This window comes from Microbacterium sp. LMI12-1-1.1, assembly GCF_040676455.1.
Taxonomy (GTDB): domain Bacteria; phylum Actinomycetota; class Actinomycetes; order Actinomycetales; family Microbacteriaceae; genus Microbacterium.
The window spans coordinates 49,078-74,935 of record NZ_JBEGIA010000017.1 but is presented as its reverse complement, the minus strand read 5'-3'; the positions used below and the strand labels follow the sequence as shown (position 1 = coordinate 74,935).

The following is a 25,858-nucleotide window of genomic DNA, read 5'->3' as shown; positions in this document are numbered from 1 at the left end:
AAGACACGATGCCGTCCATGAATCATCGCCCGCGCCGTAATGTTCGTTCAACGAACATCGAGGTGATGAGCCGGTCGGATCCGACGACCATTGAGGCCGCAGAGCACGACACACATCGGAGGACCAGATGACCCGCTCGAACCCCGACATCGCAATCATTGGCGGTGGGATCGGAGGCATGGCTGCGGCCGCCTTCCTTGAGCGCGTCGGCCTCACCAGCACGGTGTACGAGCAGGCGTCCGCCATCAGCGAGATCGGCGCGGGGCTCGTCGTGGCACCCAACGCTGCGCGACTGCTGCGTCGTCTGGGCGTTCTCGACCAGCTCCTCACCCGTGCGGTGCGCCTGGAGTCTGGTTGGGAGTTCCGACGGTGGGCCGACGGCACGGTGCTTTCGTCGGAGAATCTCGATCCCGCGTGCAAGGAACTCTACGGCGAGCACACGTACACCGTCCACCGCGCCGATCTGCTCGACGCCGTCGCCGCCGCTGTTCCGAAAGGGATCACCCGGCTCGGCATGCGCGCCGTGGAGGTCGCGTTCGAAGACGGTCGGCCGATGGTCCGCTTCCAGAACGGTGAGGTGATCCGTCCCGACATCCTGATCGGCGCCGACGGCATCCACTCCGCTGTCCGGCCCTTCATCGCCACTCCCGGCCCCGCGACCTACTCGGGCATGGCGGCCTTCCGAACACTCGTCCCTGCCGAAAGCGCCCCCGAGTTCGCACTGCGCCCCGCCCAGACTCTCTGGATCGGCCCCGGCCGGCACCTGGTGCATTACCCGGTGTCGGGCGGTGATCTCGTCAACGTCGTCGCGTTCGCCCCTTCGACTGAGGCCATCGAGTCGTGGACGGCGACGGCCACGGTCGACGAGTTCCTGGCGGAGTTCGAAGGCTGGGACCCTCGCCTCACCGAACTGATCCGCGCGGCGAACAAGCCCGGCCGGTGGGCGTTGCTGGACCGTGCTCCCCTGGAGCAGTGGAGCCGCGGCACGGTCACCCTTCTTGGCGATGCCGCCCACCCGATGTTCCCGTTCTTCGCGCAGGGCGCCGCACAGTCGATGGAAGACGCCGCCGTACTCGCCCTCTGCCTCAAGGACGACCTCGCCAACCCCGAGCGGGCCCTCCAGCGCTACGAGTCGCTGCGCATCGAGCGCACCACCCGCCTGCAGCAGATCAGCCACGCGCGGGCGGAGATCAACCACCTTCCCGACGGCCCCGAACAGATCGCGCGCGATCTCGAGTTCGTGGAGGAGGATCCACTCCTTGCCAACGGATGGATCTACGGGTATGACCCCGAGCAGGCAGTCTTGACGAACGACACGAAGGCGGTAAGCAAGTGACAACTCAGCCGGTGGCGGAACAGATCGCCCGACTTCTGGCCGCGGAAGGTCACGACACGATCTTCGGCCTGCTCGGCAGCGGCAACTTCGTCTTCACCGACGCGTTCGCTCGCGACTTCGGCGGCCGCTTCGTGTGGGTCAGGCACGAGTCCGCCGCGGTGGCCGCGGCCGCCACGTACGCCCAGGTCACCGGCCGGCTCGGAATCGCGTCGGTCCACCAGGGGCCGGGCGTGACCAACACGCTGACCACGCTGACGCACGCCGTCCGCGAACGTCAGCCGGTGCTGCTGCTAGCAGGCGAGACCGGACGCGGACTTCAGGTCAACCAGACCATCGACCTGGCAGCGTTCGCGGCTGCCGCCGGAGCCCGCGTGCACCGGGTGCTCCGGTCAGAGGACGCCATCAGTGTCATCTCCCGGGCGATGGCCGAAGCGCAGAAATTCCGCATCCCCGTGGTCGTCGGAATCCCAACCGACGTCCAGGTGGAGGAGATCGAGTGGACCGAGCCGCCGCCGCCGGCCTCGCCGAACACGCCCCTGAGCCGCCCCGCGTCCGCCGACATCGAGGCGGCAGCGGACATCATCCAGGCCAGCAAGCGACCATTCATCCTTGCGGGTCGGGGCGCCGTTCTGGCCGAGGCACGCAACGAGATCGAGGCGCTGGGCGAGCGGATCGGTGCGCTGTACGGCACATCGCTGGTTGCCAACGGCTTCTTCGTGGGCAACGAGCGCAGCGTCGGCGTCTGTGGCGGGTTCTCCTCCGAGGTCGTGCCGCGCATCGTGCCGGAGGCCGACGTCGTCATCGCGTTCGGTGCGACGATAAACCAGTGGACCGCTATGCACGGGACCTTGATAGATCGTTCGAAGGTGATCCAGATCGACACCGAGGAGGGCGCCCTCGGCGTCAACGGCCCGGTGCGTCTCGGCCTGATCGGCGATGCTGCGCGCACGGCCGCAGCTTTGCTGCACGAGCTGGAGCGGCGAGGCTACGAGAGCGAGGGCTTCCGAGGCTCGGATGAGCTAAAGGAGCTGCAGGGATTCGTGGCAGCGGATGAGTTCGGGCCGGTCGAAGCCGAAGGCGTCATCGATCCGCGCTCGCTCGTCGTCGAACTCGATCGCCTCCTTCCGCTCGAGCGAACCGTCACCTACGACAGCGGACATCACCACTGGTGGCCCACTGCATTCATCCGCGTCCCCGACGCGCAGGGATTCGTCGCGGCCCAGGGCTTCCAGTCGGTCGGCGTCGCGCTCGGCGTCGCCCTGGGCTCAGCGGTGGCGAGACCCGACCGCGTCTCGGTCGTGTTCATCGGAGACGGCGGAACGCTGATGCAGCTGGGGGAGCTGGACGCCCTCACCGCGCAGCGACGCGACGCGATCGTCGTCGTGTACAACGACGGCGCGTACGGGGCAGAGGTTCACCACTTCCAGCCGATGGGCTTCGAGACCGAACATGTGACCTTTGGGACGCGTGACATCGCGGGCATCGCATCCGCCTTCGGTGCGAGCTCAGCAGTGGTGCGCTCGGTCTCCGACATCGGTGAAGCCCTCTCGGCATGGGAAGAGGCGGGCCGGGGAACCCTCCTGCTCGACTGTCGGGTCAACCCGGCCGTTCGCTCCGAGCGGCTGCAGGAAGCATTCCGCGCGCACTGAGTCGCGCCCCATCGAGAGCGGAGTCAGCTCATGGCCATTGAGTTCGACCACAGCACGCTAGGTCAGCGCGTCCTGTTCGGCACCGGTGGTGCAGCGCGGAACACCCTCGCTGCACTGACCGGTCTCGACGCGAACCGAGTCCTCCTCATCGCAGACCGGTTCACATTAGAGCTGGCCGATGAGATCGCGGCTTCGGTGCCGATCGTCGACCGAATCCACGACATCGTGCAGCACGTCCCGGTCGAGAACGCCCAGGCTGCCGTCGATCGTGCACGAGCCACCGGCGCGGACGCAGTCCTGAGCATCGGCGGCGGCTCTTCCACAGGTCTGGCGAAGATCGTCGCCCGGGAGACGGGGCTGCCCATCGTCGCCGTTCCGACCACCTTCGCCGGTTCCGAGGCCACCAACGTATGGGGGCAGACCGAGGGAGAGCGCAAGACGACCGGGGTCGACGACAAGGTGCTGCCTCGGGTCGTGGTGTACGACGCGAGCCTCATGGCGACGATGCCCGCGACACTCGCGATGTCCAGTGCGCTCAACGCGGTCGCGCACGCGATCGACGGATTCTGGGCTCCGCGCGCGGATCCGGTCAACCGCGCCCTTGGCACGGAAGGCCTGCGCGCGCTGCTCCCGGGACTGCGGCAGCTGCAGAGCGAGCCTGACAGCCTGGAGGCGAGAGAGCGGACGCTGTACGGTGCGTACCTTGCAGCGGTCGCGTTCGCCTCCGCCGGCTCCGGCATGCATCACAAGATCTGCCACGCGCTCGGCGGCACGTACAACCTTCCGCACGCCGAAACGCACTCCGTCGTGATCGGATACGTCACCGCGTTCAACGCCCCCTTCGCACCCGACGCGGCAGAGCGCGTGGTGAGCGCGCTCGGCGGCGACACCTCGCCCGGCGGTGGCTTGTATCGACTGCGGCACGATATCGGCGCGCCCCGCTCTTTGGCGCAGCTCGGCTTCGACGAGAACGCGATCCCCGCGGCGGCCGAGATCATCCTGCCCGCGATCCCGGCTTCGAACCCGCGGCCCGTCACGCAGGCGGATCTTGAGACGCTGCTGCACGCCGCCTGGGCCGGCGACCCCATCGAATAAAGAGGAGCTGTCATGACCCGCAACGTCAGCGACGAACAGACCGCCCGCGAACAAGCACTCATCGAAACTGTCGTGGCGTCGTTCGCGGAGACCCCCGACGCCCGACTGCGAGAGCTGATGCAGGCCCTCGTACGCCACCTCCACGCGTTCGTCCGAGAAGTGCGACTGACCGAACAGGAGTGGGATGCCGCCATCGCCTTCCTCACCGCGGTCGGGCACATCACCGACGACAAGCGCCAGGAGTTCATCCTGCTGTCCGACGTCCTCGGGATCTCGATGCAAGTCATCGGTGTCAACAACGAAGCGCAGGGCGATGCCACCGAGGCCACGGTGTTCGGGCCGTTCTTCATCGAAGACGCACCAGAGATCCCGCTCGGTGGCGACATGGCCTTCGACGCATCCGGTGAACCGTGTTGGGTGAGCGGCAGCGTGCGGGACACCTCGGGCATCCCGATCGCCGGCGCACGCATCGAGGTATGGGAAGCGGACGATGACGGCTTCTACGACGTCCAGTATTCGGACGGTCGGACAGCCGCCCGGGCACACCTGTTCACAAACGAGGACGGGCACTACGACTTCTGGGGGCTCACTCCGACGCCCTACCCGATTCCTCACGACGGTCCCGTCGGCGCCATGCTCGAAGCGGTCGGACGATCCCCGATGCGGGCATCCCACCTGCACTTCATGGTGACCGCCCCCGGCTACCGCCGGCTCGTCACGCACATCTTCGTGCGCGGCGACGAGATCGGCTGGAAGGACACCGTCTTCGGCGTAAAGGAGTCGCTCATCAAGGACTTCCACCGTCACTCGGCGGACGAGCGCACCCCGGACGGCCGTCAGCCGGGAGGCCCTTGGAGCGACGTGCGCTTCGACATCGTTCTCGCGCCCGCCGAGTAACGCGGTGCGCCAGTCACACACCGCACCTGAAGACCAACCCGAACGAGGCTCCGCCGAGGGCCGTGATCTCCCGTGACGCGGGGAACTGAGCCGCGCGCGTTCCCCAACGGGGTCGTTATGGCGGTCCTTGCGATCGCAGGCGTTACCGGCTCTTTCATGATGACGATGGTCATCCCGCTGCAGCCGCAACTGCCCGTGCTGTTGGACGCGTCCGCAGGCGACACTGCATGGATCGTGACGGTGACCCTCCTGGTGTCGGCCATCGTGACCCCCATCGCCGGGAAGCTCGGCGATATGTACGGCAAGCGGCTGATGATCCTCGTCCTCCTGGGACTGGTGCTCATGGGCTCGGTGATCGCCGCCCTCGCGACGACGCTGGGACCAGTTCTGTTCGCGCGTGCGCTCCAGGGTGCGGGCCTTGCCGTCATCCCTCTCGGGGTCTCCATCCTCCGCGACATCCTTCCGACGCGAGAGCTAGGCGCCGCCACGGCGCTGGTCACCGCCTCCGTAGGCCTCGGTAGCTCGTTGGCCCAGCCGATCAGTGCGTTTCTCGCCGAACACGTCGGCTGGCACGCGATCTTCTGGGTCGGAGCGGCTCTTGCCGCGGTGTGCTTCCTTCTTGTGCGGCTGACGGTGCCGGTTCGCACCCGCCGGTCCGGTGGCAGGTTCGACTTCGCCGGCGCAGTAGGTCTCGCGCTGGGCCTGACAGGGGTGCTCCTCGCCGTGTCGCGCGGCAACGAGTGGGGATGGCTGTCGCCCAGCATCGCGATTCCGCTCGTGGGCGGGATCCTCGCACTGCTGCTCTGGGGCTGGTTCGAGCTGCGGCGGGCGAACCCGCTCGTGGATCTTCGGGTCACCGCCCGGCGGCCAGTGCTGCTCACGAATGTGGCGTCCATAGGGATGGGCTTCTCCATGTTCGCGGGCAACATCATCTTCCCGCGCTTGCTGCAGCAGCCGGAGGGGGCGGGCGGTCTTGGGTTGAGCCTGTTCGAAGCGAGTCTGATCATGATGCCTTCAGGCTTCTTCGCGGTCGGGACATCCTTTGTCGCCGGCCGGTTCGAGCGCACCATCGGCCCCAAGCGGCTTCTGCTCGCGGGGGCGGCCGTCGTCGGTGGCAGCTACTTGACGGCCACGTTCCTCCAGCTGTCGGTGTGGCATGTGTGCGTGCTCAACATCGGTGCCGCCATCGGCGCGGGCTTTGCCTTCGCGGCGATGCCTGCTCTCATCAACCGATCTGTGCCCGCGTCGCAGACGGGCGCGGCCAACGGGCTCAACGCGCTCATGCGATCGCTCGGCACCAGCAGCGCCGCGGCGGTCCTTGCTGCGGTCCTCAGCGCGAACACGCTCATTTACGGTCAGCTGGTCGTTCCCAGTGCCGATGCGTATCACGCTGCGATCCTCATCGTCATCGGTGTCGCGGCGCTCAGCGCCGTGCTCGCGGGCTTCATCCCGCGCACGAGGCCGATCCCCGATGAGCCGTTGGCTGCACCGGAGTCGATCGTCTGATCCCCGCAGGCGTTCATTCAGTGAACCTCGCCGCTTTGGAGCCGAAACGCGACCCTACGCTGGCCACGGTTCGCGGATAACCCGTCCGCGCTGGCACGACCTCCCTGCCAGTTCCGTCCCATCGATCGCAGTGTCGATCGAGACAGGTTGATAAAGATGACTCTGCGCGTTGCGATGATCGGATACGGCTTTATGGGCGCCGCGCACTCGGTCGGCTGGCGCCAGGCCCCCCACGTGTTCTCGCTGCCTGAGGACGTCGAGATGACCGTCGTGGTGGGCCGCAACGACCAGGCTGTCGCCGCCGCGGCGGCCCAGTGGGGCTGGAAGGCGTCTGCGACCGACTGGCGCGAGGTCATCGAACGCTCCGACATCGACATCGTCGACGTCGTCACGCCCGGCGACTCGCACGCCGAGATCGCGATCGCCGCACTCGAGGCCGGCAAGCACGTGCTATGTGAGAAGCCACTGGCCAACTCCGTCGAAGAAGCCGAGGCAATGCTCGCCGCCGCCGAGCGCGCGGCCGAGCGCGGCGCCAGGGCGATGGTCGGCTTCACCTACCGCCGGGTCCCCGCGGTGACCTTCCTGCGTGACCTCATCGCATCGGGCAAGGTGGGACAGGTGCAGCAGGTGCGGGCCGCCTACCAGCAGGACTGGCTCGTCGACCCGCAGCTGCCGCTCGGCTGGCGTCTGCAGAAGGAGCACGCCGGGTCGGGCGCGCTGGGCGACATCGGTGCCCACATCGTCGACATGACGCAGTTCGTGACCGGCCTGCAGGTCGAGGCGGTGTCGGGCATCATCGAGACGATCGTGAAGCAGCGTCCGGTGCTGGGGGAGCGGGTCGGTTTCACCGGTGTCGCGGGTGGGAAACTCGGGGACGTCACCGTCGACGATCTCGCGCTCTTCACCGGACGTCTGTCGAACGGCGCGCTGGTCTCGTTCGAGGCGACGCGGTTCGCGACGGGTCGCAAGAACGCGTTGTCGATCGAGGTGTCGGGCGACAAGGGCGCGTTGCGGTTCGACCTCGAAGACCTGAACACGCTGCAGTTCTACGACCGCACTGCGCCTGAACGCCTGCAGGGGTTCACGAAGATCCTTGTGACGGAAGGCGCGCACCCGTACGTGAGCGCCTGGTGGCCGGCCGGTCACATGCTCGGCTACGAGCACGGGTTCAGCCACCAGGTCGTGGACCTCGTAACGGCGATCGCGGAGCGCACCGACCTGCACTCGACGTTCGCTGAGGGGCTCAGCGTGCAGCGCGTGCTCTCCGCCGTCGAGGAGAGCTCGGCCCACGACTCCGCCTGGGTCCGCGTCGCCGCGGCCGTTTCGGTCGTCGCGTAATCAGGAGCTATGACAATGCCTCGTCCGATCACTCTGTTCACCGGTCAGTGGGCCGACCTCCCGTTCGAGGAGGTGGCGCGGCTTGCGGGGGAGTGGGGCTACGACGGTCTCGAGATCGGCTGCTGGGGTGACCACATCGACGTGTCGCGCTGGGATGACGCGGACTACGTGCAGTCGCGGCGGGACATCCTCGAGCGCAACGGGCTGAAGGTCTGGACGATCTCGAACCATCTCGCGGGGCAGGCGGTGTGCGACGACCCGATCGACGAGCGGCATCGCGACATCCTCAACGACCGCGTGTGGGGCGACGGCGACCCCGAAGGTGTGCGGCAGCGGGCCGCCGAAGAGCTGAAGATGACCGCACGGTTCGCGGCGAAGCTGGGCGTCCAGACGGTGACCGGCTTCACGGGATCGTCGATCTGGAAGGCGGTGGCGATGTTCCCGCCGGCATCCGATGAATGGATCGCAGCGGGCTACCGGGACTTCGCCGACCGGTTCCACCCGATCCTCGATGTCTTCGAAGAGGTCGGGGTGCGCTTCGCGCTCGAGGTGCACCCGTCCGAGATCGCCTACGACTACTGGACCGCGAAGGCGACGCTGGACGCGATCGGTCATCGCAAGAGCTTCGGGATCAACTTCGATCCGTCGCACTTCATGTGGCAGCAGCTCGATCCGGTCGCGTTCGTGCTCGACTTCGCCGAGCACATCTTCCATGTGCACGTGAAGGAGTCGATCACCAACCTCGACGGCCGCAACGGCGTGCTGGGCTCGCACCTGCCGTGGGCCAACCCGCGGCGCGGGTGGACCTTCGTGTCGACCGCGCACGGCCAGGTGCCGTGGGAGCCGCTGTTCCGGGCCCTCAACGCGATCGGCTACGACGGCCCGACGAGCGTCGAGTGGGAGGACGCCGGCATGGACCGGCTCGACGGCGCCCCCGAGGCGATCGAGTTCGTCCGCAAGCTCAACGCCATCACCCCTCCCGCCGCCGCATTCGACGCCGCGTTCTCCACCAGAGCCGAGAGTGTCGCCTGAGACCCCGGCGGGCCGCGAGCGCGCGGCACCGCGGTCCGCCGGCACCAACAAACAGATCGAAAGGTGACATCGATGTTCCTCTCCGGAAACTTCTTCTGGTTCCTCCTCTGGTGCTTCTACTTCATCGCCTACCTCTACGTCGTGATCGTGATCATCACCGACCTGTTCAGGGATGCGAAGCTGAATGGCTGGCTCAAGGCGCTGTGGATCATCGCCCTCGTGTTTGTACCGTTCCTCACGGCAATCGTTTACGTGATCGCGCGGGGCCGCGGATTGGCTCAGCGCACCCAGCAGAGCCGCGCTCGGGTTGCCGTGTCGGAATCGGATGACTATCGTCCGGCGGCGTCCACGAACCCGGCAGAAGACATCGCACAGGCGAAGCAGTTGCTCGAAGCGGGAACCATCACGCAGGGCGAGTTCGACGCTCTCAGGGGCAAGGCCCTCGGCAACCAGTACTTCGGCTGAGAATCCCCGCGCAACCTCCGCTACCGGCAACTGTCGCAATGCCCAGCGCCGAGATACCGGCGGTGCACGGCAGCCCGGACGGCTACACGAGGGGATCCCCTCCAGGGGCGGGCGCCCCCTCCATCAGCACCCCACGCTGCTGACACGCATGGAGGCGGCCGTTGCTGAGCGCGGCGACCGACGCCTGGCGCAGCTGCCCGCTAGACACCGCTCGTTCGCTGGTCCGACCGTGCGGTCGTGGCAGCCCCAAACAGCGAGGCGCCAGCAGGTAAAGCGCTGGGACCGTGTGGAGATACCGGCAGAGATGCGCCGAAGCGCGAGTGTGCTCCCACTGGAAAATGGGGCGACTGACCTCTGCGGATGCGCGGTTACTTCGCTGAGTACCACTCGCCGCGGCGCGATGGCCGTGGTTCACCTATCCACCACAAGGACCTCAGCCGGCTACCTGAGCCGCTGTACGTCGTTGGATGAGTCCCCAGGGACGGACCACGACGTGTCATGTCATGAGGCGCGCACGGACCATCGGCGTCGCCGTGCTCGAGCACAGGGCGTTGGGCCCGTCGACGTCGTCGTCGATGCCGAGGTCACCTCGATCGTCCCGAGCTCGCAAAGACAATGAGCATCAGGACGATTGCTGCTGCGTCTGGAGTCGGACGCACGACAATCGCAAGACTGCACGCTGCGGATCCCGCCGGTGGCGTCCAGCCCACCATCACGCGAGAGCCTCACCGCCTGGCGCAACACGGCCGAGGCGCTATGAGCTGGTCGATTCCTTGGGGCATGACGCAACTTCAATGCGAACGCGACAGCGACGTGAGGAAGGTGTCGCTGGCAAGACGGGCGGCGCCGATCAGACCCGAGGTCTTTCCGAGGGTGCTCGACATGACCACCAGCCCGGCGGTCGAGAGGGATGACGAGCGCTTGAGGATGGCGCTGTGAACCTCCGTGAGCAGGGGAGGCCCGAAGGCCGCCGAGGGGCCGCCGAGAACGATCCGCTCGGGGTTGAAGAAGTTCACCAAGGCGGACAGGGCCTCGCCGATGAGCGCTCCTGTTTCCCGAATGATGCGAGCCGCAGCGGGGTCGCCCGCCGCATTCGCCAACGCAAGATCCATCCCCACGAGGGTGCCGGTACTGGCCAGCCGTTCGGCGAGGAACGGCGACTCCCCAGATCGCGCAGCGGCCAGTGCGCGCGCACCCAACGCGGCCGCTCCGACCTGCGCCTCAACGCAGCCCCGTCGGCCGCAGTGGCACGGAACATCGGAGTTGCCTGCCGGGACATGGCCGATGTCGCCTGCGGCACCAGAGTGTCCTCGATACAGCGAACCGCCGACCACGATGCCGCAGCTGATTCCCGACCCGAGCTTAACGAACAAGCAGTCCTCGATACCCTGCGCGGCTCCCCGGTGCCCTTCGCCAAGGACCATGAGGTTGGCGTCCTTGTCGACACTGACCGGCACCCCCAGCCTTTCGCTGAGTTGATCGCGAATCGGGAAACGGTCCCACCCAGGCATCAGAGCGGGGTCGACAGGTTCTCCCAGCTCGACGCTGACCGGGCTCGGTATACCTATGCCGACGCCCGCAACGCGAAGGGGGCCGCGGGCATCTCCAGTGAGCCGACGTGCGCACTCTTCGATCTGCGCCATGACGGATGCGGGGCCTGCCTTTAGGTCTGTTGGTTCCTCGACGGTCTCCAGCACCTCGAGGTAGGCGTTCGTGGTACCAGCCGAGATGGAAACGGTGCCCACATCGATTGCCAGGAACTGGACGGTGTCCGAGAGCTCGACCACACGCGAGGGTCGCCCGCCCCGCGAGCGGGATTCCATCCCCTGGGCGACGAGTCCATCGCGGACGAGGGCGCCGATCTCGTGCATCGTGGTCGACCGAGAGACATCACGTGACTCCACGATCTGCGCCGCCGGCAGAGGTCCCCGGTCACGTAGCAACTCGACGATGTCTCCTGGCCGACCGACCACGCTCACCCCTGACCTTGTCCTACTCGGCACATCATGGCAGAGACCGTTCAATGAACATGCATCTTTCGATGATTCCGACAAAAGATATGTTGAGTCTAGCGAATCTGCGTCGGTGTTGCCGATGCAGTCGATGGGCATCAGTCGAGGAGCATTCATGAACCTAACGAGCACCCTCTACCCGATCGAGGTTCTCGGGCCGAACGGACGGTACACGTCGCGACAGCCGTCTCTAGTGACCGACGTCGCCAGCGAGCCCGTGGCTGAACTCAGCCTGGCTCCAGTGCCTTACGTCGCCAGAGCCATGGCCGCTCTGCGAAAGGCGAACGATCGCGACATCGACCGGCCGGCGATGATCGCCGAAGCCGGTCGACGGTTCCGCGACGAGCGGATAGCGGGTCTGGACCCGGACGAGTACAAGCACCTCGTGAGCCGTGTCACCGGCCTCCCGATCGTCGAGATCGCTGCGGCGACGGACCAGGTTGCGGCAGGAGCGACGGATGTCGCTCGGCGCGCCCGCTTCGGCATCCCTTCGGATGCGATCCTCCGCCGTGACGACGCCCCGCATGGAGTTCCGGCTCCCCTCTGGGCACGCCGCGGACGGGTCTTCGCGATGCACGCCTCGGGTAACCACCCGGGCATCAACGGCTCGTGGCTGCAGGCGCTGGCCCTCGGATTCCGAGTGGCAGTCCGTCCGTCCAGGCGGGAGCCCCTGACCGCCTACCGCCTGGTGTCCGCGCTCTGGGAGAGCGGGTTCCGCCAGGACGAGGTGGTGTTCCTACCCACCGACTACGCGGCCGCCGACGAGATCCTGCGAGGCGCGGATCTCGCGATGGTCTACGGGGGCGACGACGTCGTCGCGAAGTACAAGGGACTGAAGGTCCGCCCGAATGGTCCGGGCCGGTCCAAGATTCTGATCACCGCCGATGCCGATTGGCGCGACTACGTCGACCTCGTCGTTGACTCTGCGGCCAAGGGCGGTGGCGCAGGCTGCGTCAACGTCACCGCCGTTTTCGTCGAAGGCGACCCCACGGGGCTCGCGGAGGCGGTTGCGGAGAAGCTCCAGAGCATGCCGAGCCTGCCTCCGGAGGACCCGGCGGCCGTGTTGCCCGTTCACCCGATCGCGCAGGTGCAGAAGACCGCGAACTACGTCAACGGTGCGGCGGCGGGGGCACACGTCGTGCTCGGTGGTGCCGACCTCGTCGGAGATATTGGGGACGGCAGCGCCGCCCAGCGGCCGAGCGTTCACGTGCTGCCGTCTGCTGACGACGCGCGCGCTCGGATCGAGTTGCCCTTCCCTTGCGTCTGGTTCGCGGCGTGGTCGCCGAGCGACGGGATCGACCCGCTGAAGGACACTCTGAAGTTGACCGTTCTCGGAGCCGGGGACGATCTGGTCGATGACCTTGCCGCGGAAGCCTCGATCGACACGGTGTTCGTGGGTCCGCGTCCGACCTACTGGGCGCCTCCCGGGCTGCCGCACACCGGGTATCTGTCGCACTTCCTGCTGGAGCCGCGCGGCTACTTCGAAGGCGGGGCGGCCTGATATGGAGTTCCGTAGAGCTGGTGCGTCCGGCCTTCACATCTCGACCGTCGCGTACGGCAATTTCCTGACGCACGGCGACAAGATCGATGCTGACCGGTCCACGGAAATCGTGCGCGCAGCCGTGGATGTCGGCATCACCACGTTCGATACGGCCGACTCGTATGCCGGCGGTGCCGCGGAAGAGGTCCTTGGGGCGGCGCTGCGGGGACTGCCGAGAGACTCGTTCGAGCTGAGCACCAAGGTCTTCTTCGCGCTCGACGACGCGGACCCGCATCCCAATTCTCGCGGCCTGTCCCGCAAGCACGTCCGCGAGTCCATCGACGCGTCCCTGCAGCGGCTGGGCACCGACTATCTCGATGTGTACATCGCGCACCGCTTCGACCCCGATGTTCCGCTGGAAGAGATCATCCAAGGCTTCGCCGATGTGGTGCGCGCGGGGAAAGCCCTCTACTTCGGAATCAGCGAGTGGCCCGCGGAGCAGATTCGACTGGCTGCGCCCATCGCGAGAGAGCTGGCGGTTCCGATCGTGCTCAACCAGGTCCAGTACTCGATGCTGTCGCGTCGCGCTGAGAGCGACGTCGTCGCGGCATGCATCGAATCGGGCATCGGACTTTGGGCGTGGTCTCCACTCCAGCAGGGTGTGCTGACGGGAAAGTACCTGCCCGGGCAACAGCCTCCCCCCGGGTCCCGCGCCGTGGACACGGGCCGTGGGTCTCAGCTGATCCGACGCTGGTTGACCGACGACATTCTGGCCGCAGTCCAGAAGCTTGGCGCGCTGGCAGCAGAACTCGATGTTCCGCTGGCACGGCTCGCCCTGGCCTGGGTCCTTGGCCGGACCGGCGTCTCAGGGCTCATCGCCGGAGGTGCCCGCCCTGAACAGGTCGCGCAAAACGTGAAGGCCGTCGAGCTCGTCATCCCCAGCGACGTGCTGGTTCGTATCGACGAAATCCTCGTCGGAGTCGAACCCCTGCCGGTCGGCAGCTAGTCCATCCAACCAACAGAAAGCGACACACGCCAATGACGACGCCCATCCTCGACCTCCCGTTCGGCGAACGCCCGGATCCCGACGAGTTCATCCGTGCAGCCATGGCCTGGCACTTCCATCCCGACACCGGTTCCGAGTTCTGGCTCCAGCGAGCGAAGACACTCGACTTCGACCCGCGCACCGACATCCGCACCTGGGACGACCTCGGGCTCTTCCCCAACGTCACCGACGAGCTGCGGGATGTCCCCGCCCCGCAATTGATTCCACGCGGGTACGGCACCAAGCCCGACGTGGCCGGCATCATCGAGAGCGGCGGAACGACCGGCGCCCCGAAATGCCTTCCGCTGCTCTACGACTACGCAAACCGCATGGTCCAGCGCGACATGTACCAGTTCGAGCAGTACGGCATCCAGCACGGCAAGAACTGGCTCTCGATCACACCGAGCGGGCCTCACGGAGCGTTCGAGGAAGTCCGGCGCTCGGCACGAGAGTGGGGCTCACTCGTATTCACCGTCGACATGGACCCGCGCTGGGTGAAGAAGCAGATGTCCGCCGGCAACGCGGCAGAGGCCGGCGCCTACGCCGAGCATATCCTCGACCAGGCAACCTACGCTTTCCGACTGCAGAACATCGGGTACCTGCGTCTCACGCCGCCCGTGCTCGCCCGCATTGCCGGACGCGAAGAACTGGTCGACAACGTCAATCAGAACGTGGACGTCATCACGTGGGGCGGAGCGTCGATGGACGCAGACTCGCGCGACTTCTACCGCCGTGAACTCTTCCCCAACGTGAACATCGTCGCCGGCTTCGGTACCACCATGGCTTTGGGCAGCTGCGCCGCCGAGCGCCTCGGCGTCGACTCGGACGACGCGATCCTGGACCCGACCATCGACCCCTACAGCACATTCCAGGTCCGGAGCCCCGACACCGGCGAGGTCGTCGAGTACGGCGAACGTGGTCAGCTCGTCGTGCATCACGTCAGCAAGTCGTTCCTGCTCCCCAACAACGCGGAGCGCGACTCTGTCATCCGTCACGCCCCCAGCAGGCTGGATCAGCTCGGCGACTCGATCGGCGGCATCGCGCCGCTCGACGCGTTCAAAGGCGTGGAGGTTATTGAGGGCGTGTACTGACACGCGTGACCAAGCTCACTGACTTCGACTCGGAATAGACGCTGCAGCCGCACTGAAGCGAGATGTCACCCTCACTTGTCGGCGGTTGCGGCGGGCCAAACGTGAACGGGGCGATCACCGGAACACTACGAGTGCGACGGGACGGCGCCTCGCGTCGTGATCGCGCCTGTAGCCGAGATCACGAGAGACAACCAGCGATAGAAATCGCAATGCACGCAGGCACTTTCTGTGGAACTCGTTTCGAGTTAAGCAGTTTGGCGTTACGCTGGGTTCGTGCGCGGAGGTCTGGAGCGCTGGAAACGAGGTGTCGGGTCTCAGGGGGTTCGGCAGGCGATCGGCTACGCGTTCCACGGATCCTGTGACTCCCATCTCCGGTCGGCGGGTACCGACGCGCTCGCCGCATACGGTGGTGTCGGGCTCGCCGGCGTGCCCCGATTCATCGTCGAGGCCGGCGTCATCTCGACGGACTCCCTGGACGAGGTCGGGCTGCGGCGCTGGGTCGACGGTCGGGATCCGGAGACCGCTGAGAGGCGCGGTCGTGACCTGTGTTCGCCGGACGCGGACCTGATCCTGGATGGCACGATCAACGCCCCGAAGTCGTACAGCATCGCCGCCCTGATCCACCCGGAGCTTGCGGGCGAGTTCGAAGCGCTGCAGGACCGGTTGCGGGATCGAATCATCACGACGTGGCAGCACGAGCTCAACGCCCGCCGCGGTGCCGGCGGCCGTATCCGTGAATCGCTGCGACGGATTGAGGTCGTCGAACTGCGGCACCGCCGGTCCCGGGCGCTGGACCCGCACGTCCATCGGCACCTGTGGCTGAACGTGAAGGTGCAGGGGGAGGACGGGAAATGGTCCAACGTGGACTCCCGGGTGGCAATGAAGATGCACACTCTGATCAACGCGGAGGGGGACCTCGCCGCCCGCACCGACCCGCAGTGGCGGCAGGCGTTGGCGAGACATGGGCTCACCCTGAACGCCGAGGGGGAGATCGCCGAACTCGCGCACGCGGTGCGGCCGCTGTCACGCCGGTCGACGCAGATCGAGGCGAACCGGGCGGTGCTGCTCGCGGCATGGCGAGCCGAGCATCCGGGGCAGGAGCCGAGTCCTGACCAGCTGCATCAAATTGACCGGCTGGCGTGGGCGAAAGCGCGCCCCGACAAGCCCGGCGAGGTCGATGAGACCGCGTGGGAACAGCTCATCGCCGACGAGCTCGCGGCCATCGACCCCGCTGTGCTGCGGCCTCGATCTGTGGTGCCGGTGCACGGGCCGGCCATCGCGGATCTTGACCTCGAGTTGCTGGCGGCCATGGCGACCGTGGAAGCGGATGCCCGATCGGCATGCTGCGGGGGCCGTTTCAGCGGGTTCGACATCCGGGCCGGCGCGACGCGCGCGGTCGCCGCATCCGGGGTCGTCGCTCCGCGGGCCGACTTGGACCCGGTGATTGCCGAGGTCACCCATCGGGCGCTCGAGCTGACGGTGGATCTGCTGCCCGGCGAGGCCGAGCGGCCCGCCCACGTGAAGGCCTATATGGCATCGTCGACGGCGGCGTCAAAGCTGGAACTTGCGGCGCGGTTCGACGCCCTCACCCACTCCGGCGAGCCGGTCGACGCGGCAACGGTAATGGCGGCCGCCGGCGAGGTTCTCCGCGACACGGTCGAGCTCGATGAACGGCAGGTGGCCGCGGCGGCGGCGATCGCGGGTACCGACCGGCTGGTGTCCGTGACCGGACCCGCCGGGGCGGGCAAGACGACGATGCTGCGGGTTGCCAGGAGTGCCCTGCTCCGGCGGGGGCAGCAGATGGTCGTGGTCGCCCCGACGAAGAAGGCGGCATCGGTGGCGGGGCGCGAGCTTGGCACCGCGGCATCCAGCCTGCACGCTCTGCTCGCAGACCACGGGTTCCGGTGGTCGCACGACGTCGCCGGCGCCGAGACCTGGTCCCGCCTGGTGCCGGGAGACCTCGATCCCACCACCGGAACGATCTATGAGGGGCCGCATCGATTCCCGCTGACCGCCGGTGACCGAGTGGTCGTGGACGAGGCCGGAATGGTCGACCTGCACACCGCGAACGCTCTGGCTAACGTCGCCGGTGAGACCGGTGCCGGCATCGCAATGGTCGGCGACCATCTGCAAGCCCGCCCGGTCGGACACTCCGGCGCCATGGCGACCATGACCCGGCGCGCCACCGCGGTCGTCGAACTGACTGCGGTGCACCGCTTCCACGACGCCGACTACGCCGCATTGACGCTGCGAATGCGCGAACCCGGCTCCAAGGAGGCCGCGCTGACAGTGGCCGCAGACCTGCACGGCCGGGGGTTGATTCACCGGGTGGCCGATCGCACCCAGGCTCGCGAGATGATGGTTGAGGGCTACTTCCGATGGACCGCCGGCCACGGCCGAGTCGCGCTGGTGACCAGCACCAACGAAGAAGCCGATGCGATCAACGAGGCCATCCAGCAGCGCCGAGTCGACAACGGCCAGCTCGCCCTCACACGGATCGCCGTCGGGCAGGACGAGCAGCGCCTCCTCGAGGGCGATATCGTCCAGACCCGCCGCAACGACAAGCACGCGGATGTTGAGAACCGTGCCCTTTGGACGATCCGCCGCATCACCCCGACAGGTCTGGAGCTGGCCAGCCTCAGCGACAGTGGCGACCGTCGCGCCGTGAACCGCGAGTACGCCGTCCAGCACGTGCACCTCGCCTATGCGTCCACGGTCCACGGCATCCAGGGTGAGACTACCGACGCCTCGATCGTCGGCCCCGGCGTGGATGCATCCGGGCTGTATGTCGGAATGACCCGCGGCCGGACGCACAACGAGGCCATCGCCATCGCCCGGACTGACGCCGCCGCGAGGGACCGGATCGCGGACAGCATGCTCCGTGGCATCCCAGAGGTGAGCATCGACGACGCTGTCCGCGCCGCCCGCATCGAACTCGGCCGTGCCGCCCGCGCCCCGGAACGAGGGAGCGCGCCACCCGCACCTTGGACCGATAGAACCCGCCGGCCGCTCGGACACGAACTCGACATCGACCGCGTCGCCCAGGTGCGGCGAGAACGCGAACGCGAGCTTCACCAGCAGCTCGAGGTCACCCGCGAGTGGCTCCACCGCACCCGAAACACCCTGCTCGATCTCGACGCTCGCATCGCGGGCAGCGACGCCAGCGACCACGCCCGCGTCGAACGCCGCGCCGACACTCTCGCTGCGTCCCGCCGCCAGCTCATTGGTCAGTACGAGGCGCGCTCAGCGGACTACGCCGACCTGATTGGCACCCACCGTCAGCACACGCGGCTGGCCGAGGCGGCCGAAGCGGAACGACGGGTCCGCCTGGAACTCAACCAGGACGCCCGACAGGCCGAGAAGGCCGCGCGCCGCGGCGCTGCGGGGCCCGAGTTGGGGAGCCCCCTGCCGACGCGACCCGGCCCGACGAGATAACAGGTCAGGTCAGGGGCATCACCGCGTTGGCCCCACACCAGCAGGGTGATCAATTGGTGTAGATGACGTCGACGCTGTTGATCTCGCCGGTGAAGGGGAATGGAGCCCGGTCGAAGTAGTCGAGCGAGACCGCTCCGCCGAGGCAGACGCCGATGTCGAGGCAATCGTTGGCGGTGAACAACAGAGGCACACTGATCGGCACGGTACCGGTTGCAGCTTCGTAGCCGTCGACGGAGATGACAATGCTCAACGGGCCGGCTGGCCGGGGCTCGATGTAGTTGGTCTCGACGACGATCTTGACCCTTCCCGCTGCCAGGCGTTCGTTGGAACGTATCTTGGTGCGCTGGATGATGAACATGTTGTACTCGTAGCAGAGGTACCCGTCGTCCAGGTAGCAGGTGAGCCCGCCCCCTGCGCCACCGAGTGCGTAGAGCACGCCGTTCGCGTTCTCGGGCAGGACGGCGTCGATGGTCACCCGGTTGGCGCGGTTGCCGAGTGCGGGTGCGATGACTTCGGGCATGCGGCGCAGGCTGCCGGTGAAGCTCCAGCTCCGGTACGGGGTCGAGATGCGGAACTCCGGGTGGTAGATCGGCACCCAGAGGCCGCCGCCGACCGGGTAGACGCTGTTCTTCGCGGCCTCGATCGCGAACAGCTCCTTCAGCTGGGCGAGCTTCTCGGGGTGAGCATCGGCGAGGTCGTGAGCCTGCGTCCAATCCGCGGCGAGGTGGTACAGCTCCCACGTGTCGTGGTCGGGGGTCCACTCGGCAATCCCCTGCGGCAGGCCGGGAACCCACGGTGCACGCGGACCGAAGGCCGATGCCATCCAGCCGTCGTGGTAGATGGCGCGGCTCCCGAGGATCTCGAAGTACTGCGTGAGGTGCGTCTCTTTCGCTTCCGCATCCGTCAGCGCCGCGGCGAAGCTCGACCCATCGATCGGGTCCTGGTGGACGCCGTTGACTTCACGTGGCGGGGTGATGCCGATGAGGTCGTAGATGGTGGGCACGATGTCGGTGCAGTGCAAGAACTGAGAGCGCGGTGTGGGGTCGGGGTGGATCTTCGCCGGCCAGCGCACCGCCATGGGGTTGCGGGTGCCGCCGAGGTGGGAGGCGAGCAGCTTCATGCCCTTGTACGGGGTGCTTCCCGCCCATGCCCAGCCGGCGTGGTAAATGTTGTCGACCTTGGAGGTGCCCAGCACATCGAGGCCGCCCATCTCGTTCATGGCCTCGATGTGCATCTGGACGGTCGAGGGGATGCCGTTCTGGGCGAGCAGCTCGCTGATCGTGCCGTTCTGGCCCTCACCTGAGGAGCCGTTGTCGCCCCAGATGTACATGATGAGGGTGTTGTCCCCGTAGCCGAGACGCTCGATCTCGTCGATCACTCGACCGGCCTGCACGTCGGCATGCTCGGCGAATCCCGCGGCGACCTCCATCAGTCGGGCCTGGAAGGCGCGCTCGTCTTCGGGGATGTCGTCCCAGGCGGCCATCCGCGCATCCCGGGCGGTCAGTTCGGCGTCGGCGGGAATCCAGCCCGAGGCCTTCGCGCGTTCGAAGACGCGCTTCCGGTACTCGTCCCAGCCTCCGTCGAATCGCCCGGCGTATTTGTCGGCCCATTCCTTCATGATGTGGTGCGGTCCGTGGACTGCTCCGGGCGCCCAGTACATGAAGAACGGCTTCTCGGGTTCGAGCGCCTTGTGATCGCGCAGCCAGCCGATCGCGTCGTCGGCGAGGTCCTCGCTGAGGTGGTAGCCCGCTTCAGCTCTCTTGGGCGGCAGCACGCTGGTGGTGTTGCGCACCAGGTTGGGCTCGTATTGCGATGCTTCGCCGGCGAGGAAGCCGTAGAAGTACTCGAATCCGATGCTGGTCGGCCAGTTGTGGAACGGACCTGTCACGCCGGTCTCGATCGCGGGCGTGTTGTGCCATTTGCCGAACGCGGATGTCGAGTACCCGTAGTCCTTCAGCACTTCGGCCGCGAGCGTACTCGACCGAGGGATCTCACCGGCGTACCCGTCCCAGTCGTTCGCGAGTTCGGCGATCTGACCGTTGCCGATGCGGTGGTGGTTGCGGCCCGAGAGCAGTGACGCTCGGGTGGGCGAACACATCGCGGTCGTGTGGAACCGGTTGAACCCGATACCTTCGCCGATGACCCGCGACAGAGTGTCCGTTCTCACTTCACCACCGAACGTGTCGGGAAGCCCGGGCCCCGCATCGTCAATCAGGACGATGACGATATTGGGGGCATCCTCCGGCAGCCTCGACGGTGTGACGCGCTGACCGTACACCGACTCCTGCATGGTGCGGCCCGCGATGCTCGCGGAGGGGGTGGGAGGGAAGGGAAGAACATCTTGCGGGTTCACGACGGAGTCACCTTCGATAGATGTTGAGAAGAATTCGGTGCCCGCGACACGGTCGGAGGACCGTACGCGGGTCGCGCGGCGGGCGGGCGCGAATAGGTCAGAGACCGCGGATCGACGGTCCCGGGCAGCCGGGAGCCAATTTGTGCAGCGCTTGCGAGCACCGCTAGATCACCTCTGGGCGTGGGGGCACCCAGGTGCCGTCGAGCACGGACGAGTGGGGCCGGTAGAGCCGGAGCGTGTAGTTCCATCCCGGCATGATGGGCAGCGCGTTCGGGATGCCGGTCGGGTCCTCGCCGAAATGCACGGTGACGCCGCCGTCAGCGTCGGGGACGGCGGTGAGGCTGTTGATGCTGTTCACGCCGAGCGCGTTCGGTTCGAAGTAGCCGGCGGCGTTGTACACCGATACCGACCAGAACGCGTCGACAGGGATGTCCTTGAGCCGGAGCCGGTAATCCGCGACCGGCAGTCCCTCGTCGACACTGATGTAGGTTGCCTCGTACTCGGGCAAGCCGCCCCAGCCCCCGGCCGTGCCGAGCAGGTGCATGATGGGGTCGACCTCTGCGTGTGTGCCGAATGCGTGGTCGAACGTGGAGACTCCGCGTCCCAGCGCGAGGATCGCGTCGCGGGTCGCCGCCTGGGAGGGCGCCTCGTAGTTGGGGAGCGGGAAGTCTCCCGTCCCTCCACCCGTAAGACCGAGCGCATCCTGCAATCGGTTCACCTCGGCGAGGTCGTCGGGGTCGTTCGGGTCGGCGAGAATGCGGACCAGAACGGCGGCGTAGTCGGACCCGACCATGTCATGGGTGAGTGCGTGGTCCCCGGGTTCGCGAAGAATGCCGGCGGTGTAGTGGTCCTGGTTGATGACATGGACGGAGGTATATCGCGTGCCGGTGTCCGGCAACGTGAGGGTCACGCCTTCACGCACATCGACGACAGCGCTGCTGTAGAGCGTGTCGCGGTTCTGTCGAATGATCGGCTGATCACCGAGAGCCTTCAACCCACGGGTGTGGTTCCATCGGCCGAGTCCGACGCTCGCAGCCAACCGCGAGAACATGAGGTCGGTTTCTGCACGTGCGAAGTTGAGAACGTTGACTGTCGTTGCGGACATGAGTTTCCTGATCGTGATGGTTTTGAGGGGTGGTGGGGGATCGCTTACGGGAAGGTGCTGCTGCCGCGCGGCAGCCTGGGTCACGTTGTTGTCGGTTCCGCCGGCGCCCGCTCAATGTCGCCCGGTTGCGCTTCAAGGATGGCCAGCACCCACCAGGCGACCAGGGGGAGCACCACGGTCAGCGTGATGCCGCCAGGGTGGAGCGAGCCGAGAACGATCGCGGCCACAGCGAGAGCAATGATGGCGCCTCTCAACACGACCCTCTGCTGCCGCAGAACCCCACGCCACCGTTGATGAGCCCATTGGTCTACGCGCGCGACCGACCGGACACGGACGTTCAATGCGATCATCGCGCGACGGATCCGAGCGCTCGAGACCAGCCCCGCAAGCAGCGCTGTGAAGACGCCCACGAGGAGTACGGTGGCCGTGCTCTGCCGCACCCGGCTGATCGTCTGCTCGTACACCGCCGCCACAGCGTCCGCGGGAATATCCATGCTGGCCGCGCTCGCGATGAGGACCGACGACCCGACGCCAAGCGCGGCGAGCAGGATCGCGGCGGGAACAGCGAGACCGACGCCCACCCCTATCACTGCGCGTCGCCGCTTTCGGGCGAGTGCGATCCCAACGACGAACAGGGCGACCGACAGCAGCGGAAAGACATATCCGGCGGTCGTCGCGAGCGCATAGAGGGGCGAGATGAGTGCGAGCGCGTCGGACTGTGCGACGACGAACGTGGCATCGACTGCGGGAATCTGCGACGCGATGGTCAAGCCATTTGCGAGCAGGTGGTCCTTCACCTGCTCGATGATCGGTGCGAGCTGGATGCTGAGGTGACCGCTGCCGTCGATGACCAGCGCTGTATCGGGGGCACCGGGCGTGACAGCGGCGGTGAGCGCACGGTGGCTCTCGCGGAGCGCCGCGGTCCACACATCAGCAAACAGATCGGATGAGACGAACGCCGTGACGCCGGACTGAATCAGGGTGTGAACGCCTGCGGCGGCAGGGGCCCGAAGCATGTCCAGCGCCGCGATCGCCCGATCGCCGAGCCCCAGGTCCTCGACACCGTCGAACAAGGCGTCGGTGGTCGCATCGATGCCGACCTGTTCGTCGATGAGCGTGACCACGGCATCCGTAACTGCCGCTTGCACCGCAGGGTCGCCGGCCAACGGCGCGAACGTCTCCACGAAACGACTCTCATCGATGAGCTCCGCCCGCGTCCACGCGCTGCCCACCGACACCGGAACAAGCACGGCAGCGACGACGATGCACAGGATCGCGCCGAATGTGCGCCAAGAGAACTTATGTCTACGGGGTTCGCGCGCGCGGAGGCGTGAGTTCTCGGCCTCCAATTCAACAATTCGAGCCGCAAGGTCGCCGTCAACGGACGAATCGGCGGGCATAGCGATGTTCGTCATATCAGCTGGGGAGGCCGACGAACCGCTGGCGGAGCGCGTTGAGATCGGAGTCCGTGAGCCCCAGCCCCTTCTGTGCGTATCCGTCTACGTCGCCGAAGCGGCTGGTTGCTTCATCGATGGCCGCGGCGAGGTACTCGCCGCTCACCCCCAGCACGGGCATGAGCAGCGAGGTGTCGACGCCCTTGGCCGCCGCGGCGTCGATGATCGGGCGCAGCGCAGGAAGAAGATCCGAGTTCGTCTGAAGGTAGTCAGCCCGGACGTCGTCCTCGTCGACCCCGAGGAGAAGGAGGAGAGATGCCGCAGCCCACCCTGTGCGATCCTTACCGGTCGTGCAGTGGAACAGTGCCGCACCAGTGCGAGTCGGGTCGATCAGGTCGAGGTAGAACGCCCGGTAGGCGGAGAGAGCGGACGGCAGGCTGACGATGTTGCGATATGACTCCTCCATGAGCGCTGTCGCTCGACCGTCACCGAGCGTGGCCGCGAGCGCTGCCGGGTCGGTGACGAGCTGACCGACACTCGCCGCGACATCCTCTGTACTGTCTGCGAGAACATCGAGACCGACGGTGCGGACGCCCGCGGGGAGGCTGTCGGGTTCGGTGGCGCGTTCGCCCGCGGTGCGGAGGTCGTAGACGGTGGTGATGCCGAGCCCAGCGAAAGCGTCGAGGTCGGTGCCGGCAAGACGCGCGAGGGTCGCCGATCGGTAGATGGCACCGGGGCGCACGATGCGCTCCCCACCCGCGGCCAGACCACCGAGGTCGCGGAGGTTGGGTGCGCTGTGTAGTTGCACACGTCGATTCGCAGGCGTTGTCATCAATTCGTCTCCCGGACCCCGTGCTTCGCTGTCTTTACACACATCGAACCGCCCCGCACCGGGCCACTGGCCGTCAAGATGAGGAGCACGATGAGAGTTTGCTAAAACGCCACCCGCTGCCGGACAGACTCCTGGAGATCTGGGAGAAAGTGGTCACTGCAGACAGGAACTGTCTCAGCGCGTCGCCCAGACGAGCACCATCTGCCCCGCGCATCAGGTATTTGTCGCACGCCTCGACTGCGCCCGGCCGACCGTCGCCGACGCCCTTCCAGAAGCTCCAGTGCAGCTACACTCTTGGCGTCTTAGCGCGCGACAGTCCTCCTGTTTGGCAGGTCTAACCCGGGGGTCGACGACGAACCTGCGGTTGGTGAATTCCTGCGCGCGCAAAGGCTCGTCGCATCTGCACGACCGAGGTGAACCCAGCCTCAGATGCGACCTCTGTGAGCGACTTCGTGTTCATCTGCTCAATCGACGCGAGCCGACTCGTTGCCTCTGAGACCCGAAGTCGTTCGATCGCTCGGCGTGGTGTGCTGCCCATGGATTCGTGCGCGCGGTAGAGCGAACTGTGGCTCACGGAGAGAGCCTTGCAGAGGAGATCAATCGTGAATCCGGGGTCTCGGAACCGCTCTGCGATAACGGCCTGCGCTGTCAGGAAGAGGCGATCTCGGTGGACGGCATCGACGCGGGCCGAAACGGAAGCTTCAACGGCGGCCGCGGCGACCAAATGCTCCATTGCTATTCGGGTGTGGATCGAGGGCTTCATGTGAGCGGCCGCGCCTGCGCCGAGCGAGGCGTTCGCCACGGATGTCATCGCCAATAGAGATTCCCGCGGGATCGACCGTGGCTCGCCCATCAGATGCCGGTATTCGCGCCCTTCCAAGAAGCTCTCGCTGAAGAACCAGCCATACCTGGCGAAAGGATGCGATGAGACTCCCTCCAGCGCCGCATCCCCGCGAACCAGCAAGATTTGGCCAGCTTCAATCGCCGCGGGCTTGCCCTCCACTGCCATCTCGGCAGCTCCTTCGACAAGGGCTACTACGTGAACGATTCCCTCTCGGCTCGAGAGCGCTGTCCGCATCCCGCCACTCCACAACCGCGCGAACCCGAACTGAGAGTTGCCCATCACGTCGTACTCGTAGAGGTCGGGCTGGTTATCGAAACTCCACCCATGCTCGAGGCTCAACTTCAACGTGCTCATTCGGAACGGCCACCCCCGAGGCCAGAAGACGACGCAAGCCCCGCGGCCATCGAACGGCGGGTAACCCAGTGTTGCACGGTGGGCAGCGGAGCGGGGCGAGAGTACAGTGACTCTCGCCCCGCTTGCTTGTTGGTTCAGGTCAGCGGACGATCCCGGTGCCGGCGTACGAGGCCGGTACCGCTGTCGGGCCCGTAGCGTCTGCTGCGGGCCTTTCAGCTTTTGGGGCGCGGTCCACCACGACGCCGGTGAACTTTAGCGACGCGCCCACATTGTCCGCGACTATGTCGCGGGTCTCGCGGGTCTGACCGGTCTCCTTGTCGGTGTAGGTGCCGAACCGGAGGTCGCCGGCGACGATCACGCTGTCGCCTTTGCGGAGCGAGTCGGCCACGTGCCGGGACTGCTGGTTGAACACGACGACCCGGTGAAACACCGTGCCGACGTCCTCCCACCGGTTGGTGGTCTCGTTGAGCCGGCGGTCGTTGACGGCGATGGTGAACCGGGCGTACTCGTTGCCCGACTCGCCGGCGCCGTGTTCGGGGTCACCCGTGAGGTTGCCCTCGATGGTGACCGGGATTCTGGTAGTCATCCTTCTTCC

Annotated in this window: 19 protein-coding genes; 12 read left to right on the top strand and 7 right to left on the bottom strand. The window is 66.8% G+C overall.

All coding sequences use genetic code 11. The features are described 5' to 3' along the window. Positions 1-127 precede the first annotated feature (127 nt). The 8 genes from MRBLMI12_RS22000 (at position 128) to MRBLMI12_RS21965 (ending at position 9,318) form a co-directional block, all read left to right on the top strand. Complete coding sequence (locus MRBLMI12_RS22000; RefSeq protein ID WP_363358319.1) at positions 128-1,336, top strand: FAD-dependent monooxygenase; 1,209 nt, start codon at positions 128-130, stop codon at positions 1,334-1,336. Further along, positions 1,333-2,985 (top strand): thiamine pyrophosphate-binding protein, encoded by a 1,653-nt coding sequence (locus MRBLMI12_RS21995; RefSeq protein ID WP_363358318.1) that lies wholly within the window; start codon positions 1,333-1,335, stop codon positions 2,983-2,985. The genes MRBLMI12_RS22000 and MRBLMI12_RS21995 overlap by 4 nt, the downstream gene beginning before the upstream one ends. Before the next feature lie 30 nt (positions 2,986-3,015). After that, positions 3,016-4,080, top strand: coding sequence for a maleylacetate reductase (locus MRBLMI12_RS21990; RefSeq protein WP_363358317.1), 1,065 nt, complete (start codon positions 3,016-3,018; stop codon positions 4,078-4,080). A 12-nt stretch (positions 4,081-4,092) separates the two neighbouring features. Beyond that, positions 4,093-4,977, top strand: coding sequence for an intradiol ring-cleavage dioxygenase (locus tag MRBLMI12_RS21985; RefSeq protein WP_363358316.1), 885 nt, complete (start codon positions 4,093-4,095; stop codon positions 4,975-4,977). 117 nt (positions 4,978-5,094) lie between these two features. Further along, positions 5,095-6,483 (top strand): MFS transporter, encoded by a 1,389-nt coding sequence (locus tag MRBLMI12_RS21980; RefSeq protein ID WP_363358315.1) that lies wholly within the window; start codon positions 5,095-5,097, stop codon positions 6,481-6,483. A 156-nt stretch (positions 6,484-6,639) separates the two neighbouring features. Then, entirely contained in the window at positions 6,640-7,821 is a 1,182-nt protein-coding gene (locus MRBLMI12_RS21975) for a Gfo/Idh/MocA family protein (RefSeq protein ID WP_363358314.1), read from the top strand. A 15-nt stretch (positions 7,822-7,836) separates the two neighbouring features. Next, entirely contained in the window at positions 7,837-8,853 is a 1,017-nt protein-coding gene (locus MRBLMI12_RS21970) for a sugar phosphate isomerase/epimerase family protein (RefSeq protein WP_363358313.1), read from the top strand. A 72-nt stretch (positions 8,854-8,925) separates the two neighbouring features. Further along, positions 8,926-9,318, top strand: a complete 393-nt coding sequence (locus MRBLMI12_RS21965; protein WP_363358312.1) for a PLDc N-terminal domain-containing protein — start codon at positions 8,926-8,928, stop codon at positions 9,316-9,318. A 791-nt stretch (positions 9,319-10,109) separates the two neighbouring features. Here the strand turns inward: MRBLMI12_RS21965 and MRBLMI12_RS21960 are convergent. After that, a complete protein-coding gene (locus tag MRBLMI12_RS21960) occupies positions 10,110-11,189 on the bottom strand; it encodes an ROK family protein (protein ID WP_363358311.1) in 1,080 nt (359 codons plus the stop codon). Between the two features lie 79 nt (positions 11,190-11,268). Between MRBLMI12_RS21960 and MRBLMI12_RS21955 the strand changes: the two genes are divergently transcribed. The 4 genes from MRBLMI12_RS21955 to MRBLMI12_RS21940 all read left to right on the top strand — a co-directional run bounded on the left by MRBLMI12_RS21955 (position 11,269) and on the right by MRBLMI12_RS21940 (position 18,381). Then, positions 11,269-12,831 carry an aldehyde dehydrogenase family protein gene (locus MRBLMI12_RS21955; protein WP_363358310.1) on the top strand — a complete coding sequence of 521 codons (1,563 nt, stop codon included), beginning with the start codon at positions 11,269-11,271 and terminating at the stop codon, positions 12,829-12,831. A gap of 1 nt (position 12,832) precedes the next feature. After that, entirely contained in the window at positions 12,833-13,816 is a 984-nt protein-coding gene (locus MRBLMI12_RS21950; RefSeq protein WP_363358309.1) for an aldo/keto reductase family protein, read from the top strand. Between the two features lie 32 nt (positions 13,817-13,848). Continuing rightward, entirely contained in the window at positions 13,849-14,946 is a 1,098-nt protein-coding gene (locus tag MRBLMI12_RS21945) for a hypothetical protein (RefSeq protein ID WP_363358308.1), read from the top strand. 273 nt (positions 14,947-15,219) lie between these two features. Then, positions 15,220-18,381 carry an AAA family ATPase gene (locus tag MRBLMI12_RS21940; protein ID WP_363358307.1) on the top strand — a complete coding sequence of 1,054 codons (3,162 nt, stop codon included), beginning with the start codon at positions 15,220-15,222 and terminating at the stop codon, positions 18,379-18,381. A gap of 49 nt (positions 18,382-18,430) precedes the next feature. Here the strand turns inward: MRBLMI12_RS21940 and MRBLMI12_RS21935 are convergent, their stop codons facing one another. From MRBLMI12_RS21935 to MRBLMI12_RS21910, 6 genes are all read right to left on the bottom strand, one after another. Then, positions 18,431-20,734: an arylsulfatase gene (locus MRBLMI12_RS21935; protein ID WP_363358306.1), complete on the bottom strand. Its 2,304-nt coding sequence runs from the start codon at positions 20,732-20,734 to the stop codon at positions 18,431-18,433. A 163-nt stretch (positions 20,735-20,897) separates the two neighbouring features. Then, positions 20,898-21,839 carry a DUF1214 domain-containing protein gene (locus MRBLMI12_RS21930; RefSeq protein WP_363358304.1) on the bottom strand — a complete coding sequence of 314 codons (942 nt, stop codon included), beginning with the start codon at positions 21,837-21,839 and terminating at the stop codon, positions 20,898-20,900. 80 nt (positions 21,840-21,919) lie between these two features. Further along, entirely contained in the window at positions 21,920-23,254 is a 1,335-nt protein-coding gene (locus MRBLMI12_RS21925; RefSeq protein WP_363358303.1) for a hypothetical protein, read from the bottom strand. Between the two features lies 1 nt (position 23,255). After that, entirely contained in the window at positions 23,256-24,041 is a 786-nt protein-coding gene (locus MRBLMI12_RS21920) for a tyrosine-protein phosphatase (RefSeq protein WP_363358302.1), read from the bottom strand. A 358-nt stretch (positions 24,042-24,399) separates the two neighbouring features. Continuing rightward, positions 24,400-25,263, bottom strand: coding sequence for an AraC family transcriptional regulator (locus MRBLMI12_RS21915; protein ID WP_363358301.1), 864 nt, complete (start codon positions 25,261-25,263; stop codon positions 24,400-24,402). A 139-nt stretch (positions 25,264-25,402) separates the two neighbouring features. Then, a complete protein-coding gene (locus MRBLMI12_RS21910; RefSeq protein ID WP_363358300.1) occupies positions 25,403-25,849 on the bottom strand; it encodes a single-stranded DNA-binding protein in 447 nt (148 codons plus the stop codon). Between the last annotated feature and the right edge of the window lie 9 nt (positions 25,850-25,858).

Bases quoted from the DNA above. Each gene is read 5' to 3' on its own strand.
- MRBLMI12_RS21985 (WP_363358316.1), top strand. From the start codon at position 4,093: ATGACCCGCAACGTCAGCGACGAACAGACCGCCCGCGAACAAGCACTC.
- MRBLMI12_RS21990 (WP_363358317.1), top strand. From the start codon at position 3,016: ATGGCCATTGAGTTCGACCACAGCACGCTAGGTCAGCGCGTCCTGTTC.
- MRBLMI12_RS21930 (WP_363358304.1), bottom strand. From the start codon at position 21,839: ATGTCCGCAACGACAGTCAACGTTCTCAACTTCGCACGTGCAGAAACC.
- MRBLMI12_RS21965 (WP_363358312.1), top strand. From the start codon at position 8,926: ATGTTCCTCTCCGGAAACTTCTTCTGGTTCCTCCTCTGGTGCTTCTAC.
- MRBLMI12_RS21950 (WP_363358309.1), top strand. From the start codon at position 12,833: ATGGAGTTCCGTAGAGCTGGTGCGTCCGGCCTTCACATCTCGACCGTC.
- MRBLMI12_RS21970 (WP_363358313.1), top strand. From the start codon at position 7,837: ATGCCTCGTCCGATCACTCTGTTCACCGGTCAGTGGGCCGACCTCCCG.
- MRBLMI12_RS21980 (WP_363358315.1), top strand. From the start codon at position 5,095: ATGGCGGTCCTTGCGATCGCAGGCGTTACCGGCTCTTTCATGATGACG.
- MRBLMI12_RS22000 (WP_363358319.1), top strand. From the start codon at position 128: ATGACCCGCTCGAACCCCGACATCGCAATCATTGGCGGTGGGATCGGA.
- MRBLMI12_RS21915 (WP_363358301.1), bottom strand. From the start codon at position 25,263: ATGAGCACGTTGAAGTTGAGCCTCGAGCATGGGTGGAGTTTCGATAAC.
- MRBLMI12_RS21910 (WP_363358300.1), bottom strand. From the start codon at position 25,849: ATGACTACCAGAATCCCGGTCACCATCGAGGGCAACCTCACGGGTGAC.
- MRBLMI12_RS21955 (WP_363358310.1), top strand. From the start codon at position 11,269: ATGTCTCCTGGCCGACCGACCACGCTCACCCCTGACCTTGTCCTACTC.
- MRBLMI12_RS21975 (WP_363358314.1), top strand. From the start codon at position 6,640: ATGACTCTGCGCGTTGCGATGATCGGATACGGCTTTATGGGCGCCGCG.
- MRBLMI12_RS21945 (WP_363358308.1), top strand. From the start codon at position 13,849: ATGACGACGCCCATCCTCGACCTCCCGTTCGGCGAACGCCCGGATCCC.
- MRBLMI12_RS21925 (WP_363358303.1), bottom strand. From the start codon at position 23,254: ATGACGAACATCGCTATGCCCGCCGATTCGTCCGTTGACGGCGACCTT.
- MRBLMI12_RS21960 (WP_363358311.1), bottom strand. From the start codon at position 11,189: ATGCACGAGATCGGCGCCCTCGTCCGCGATGGACTCGTCGCCCAGGGG.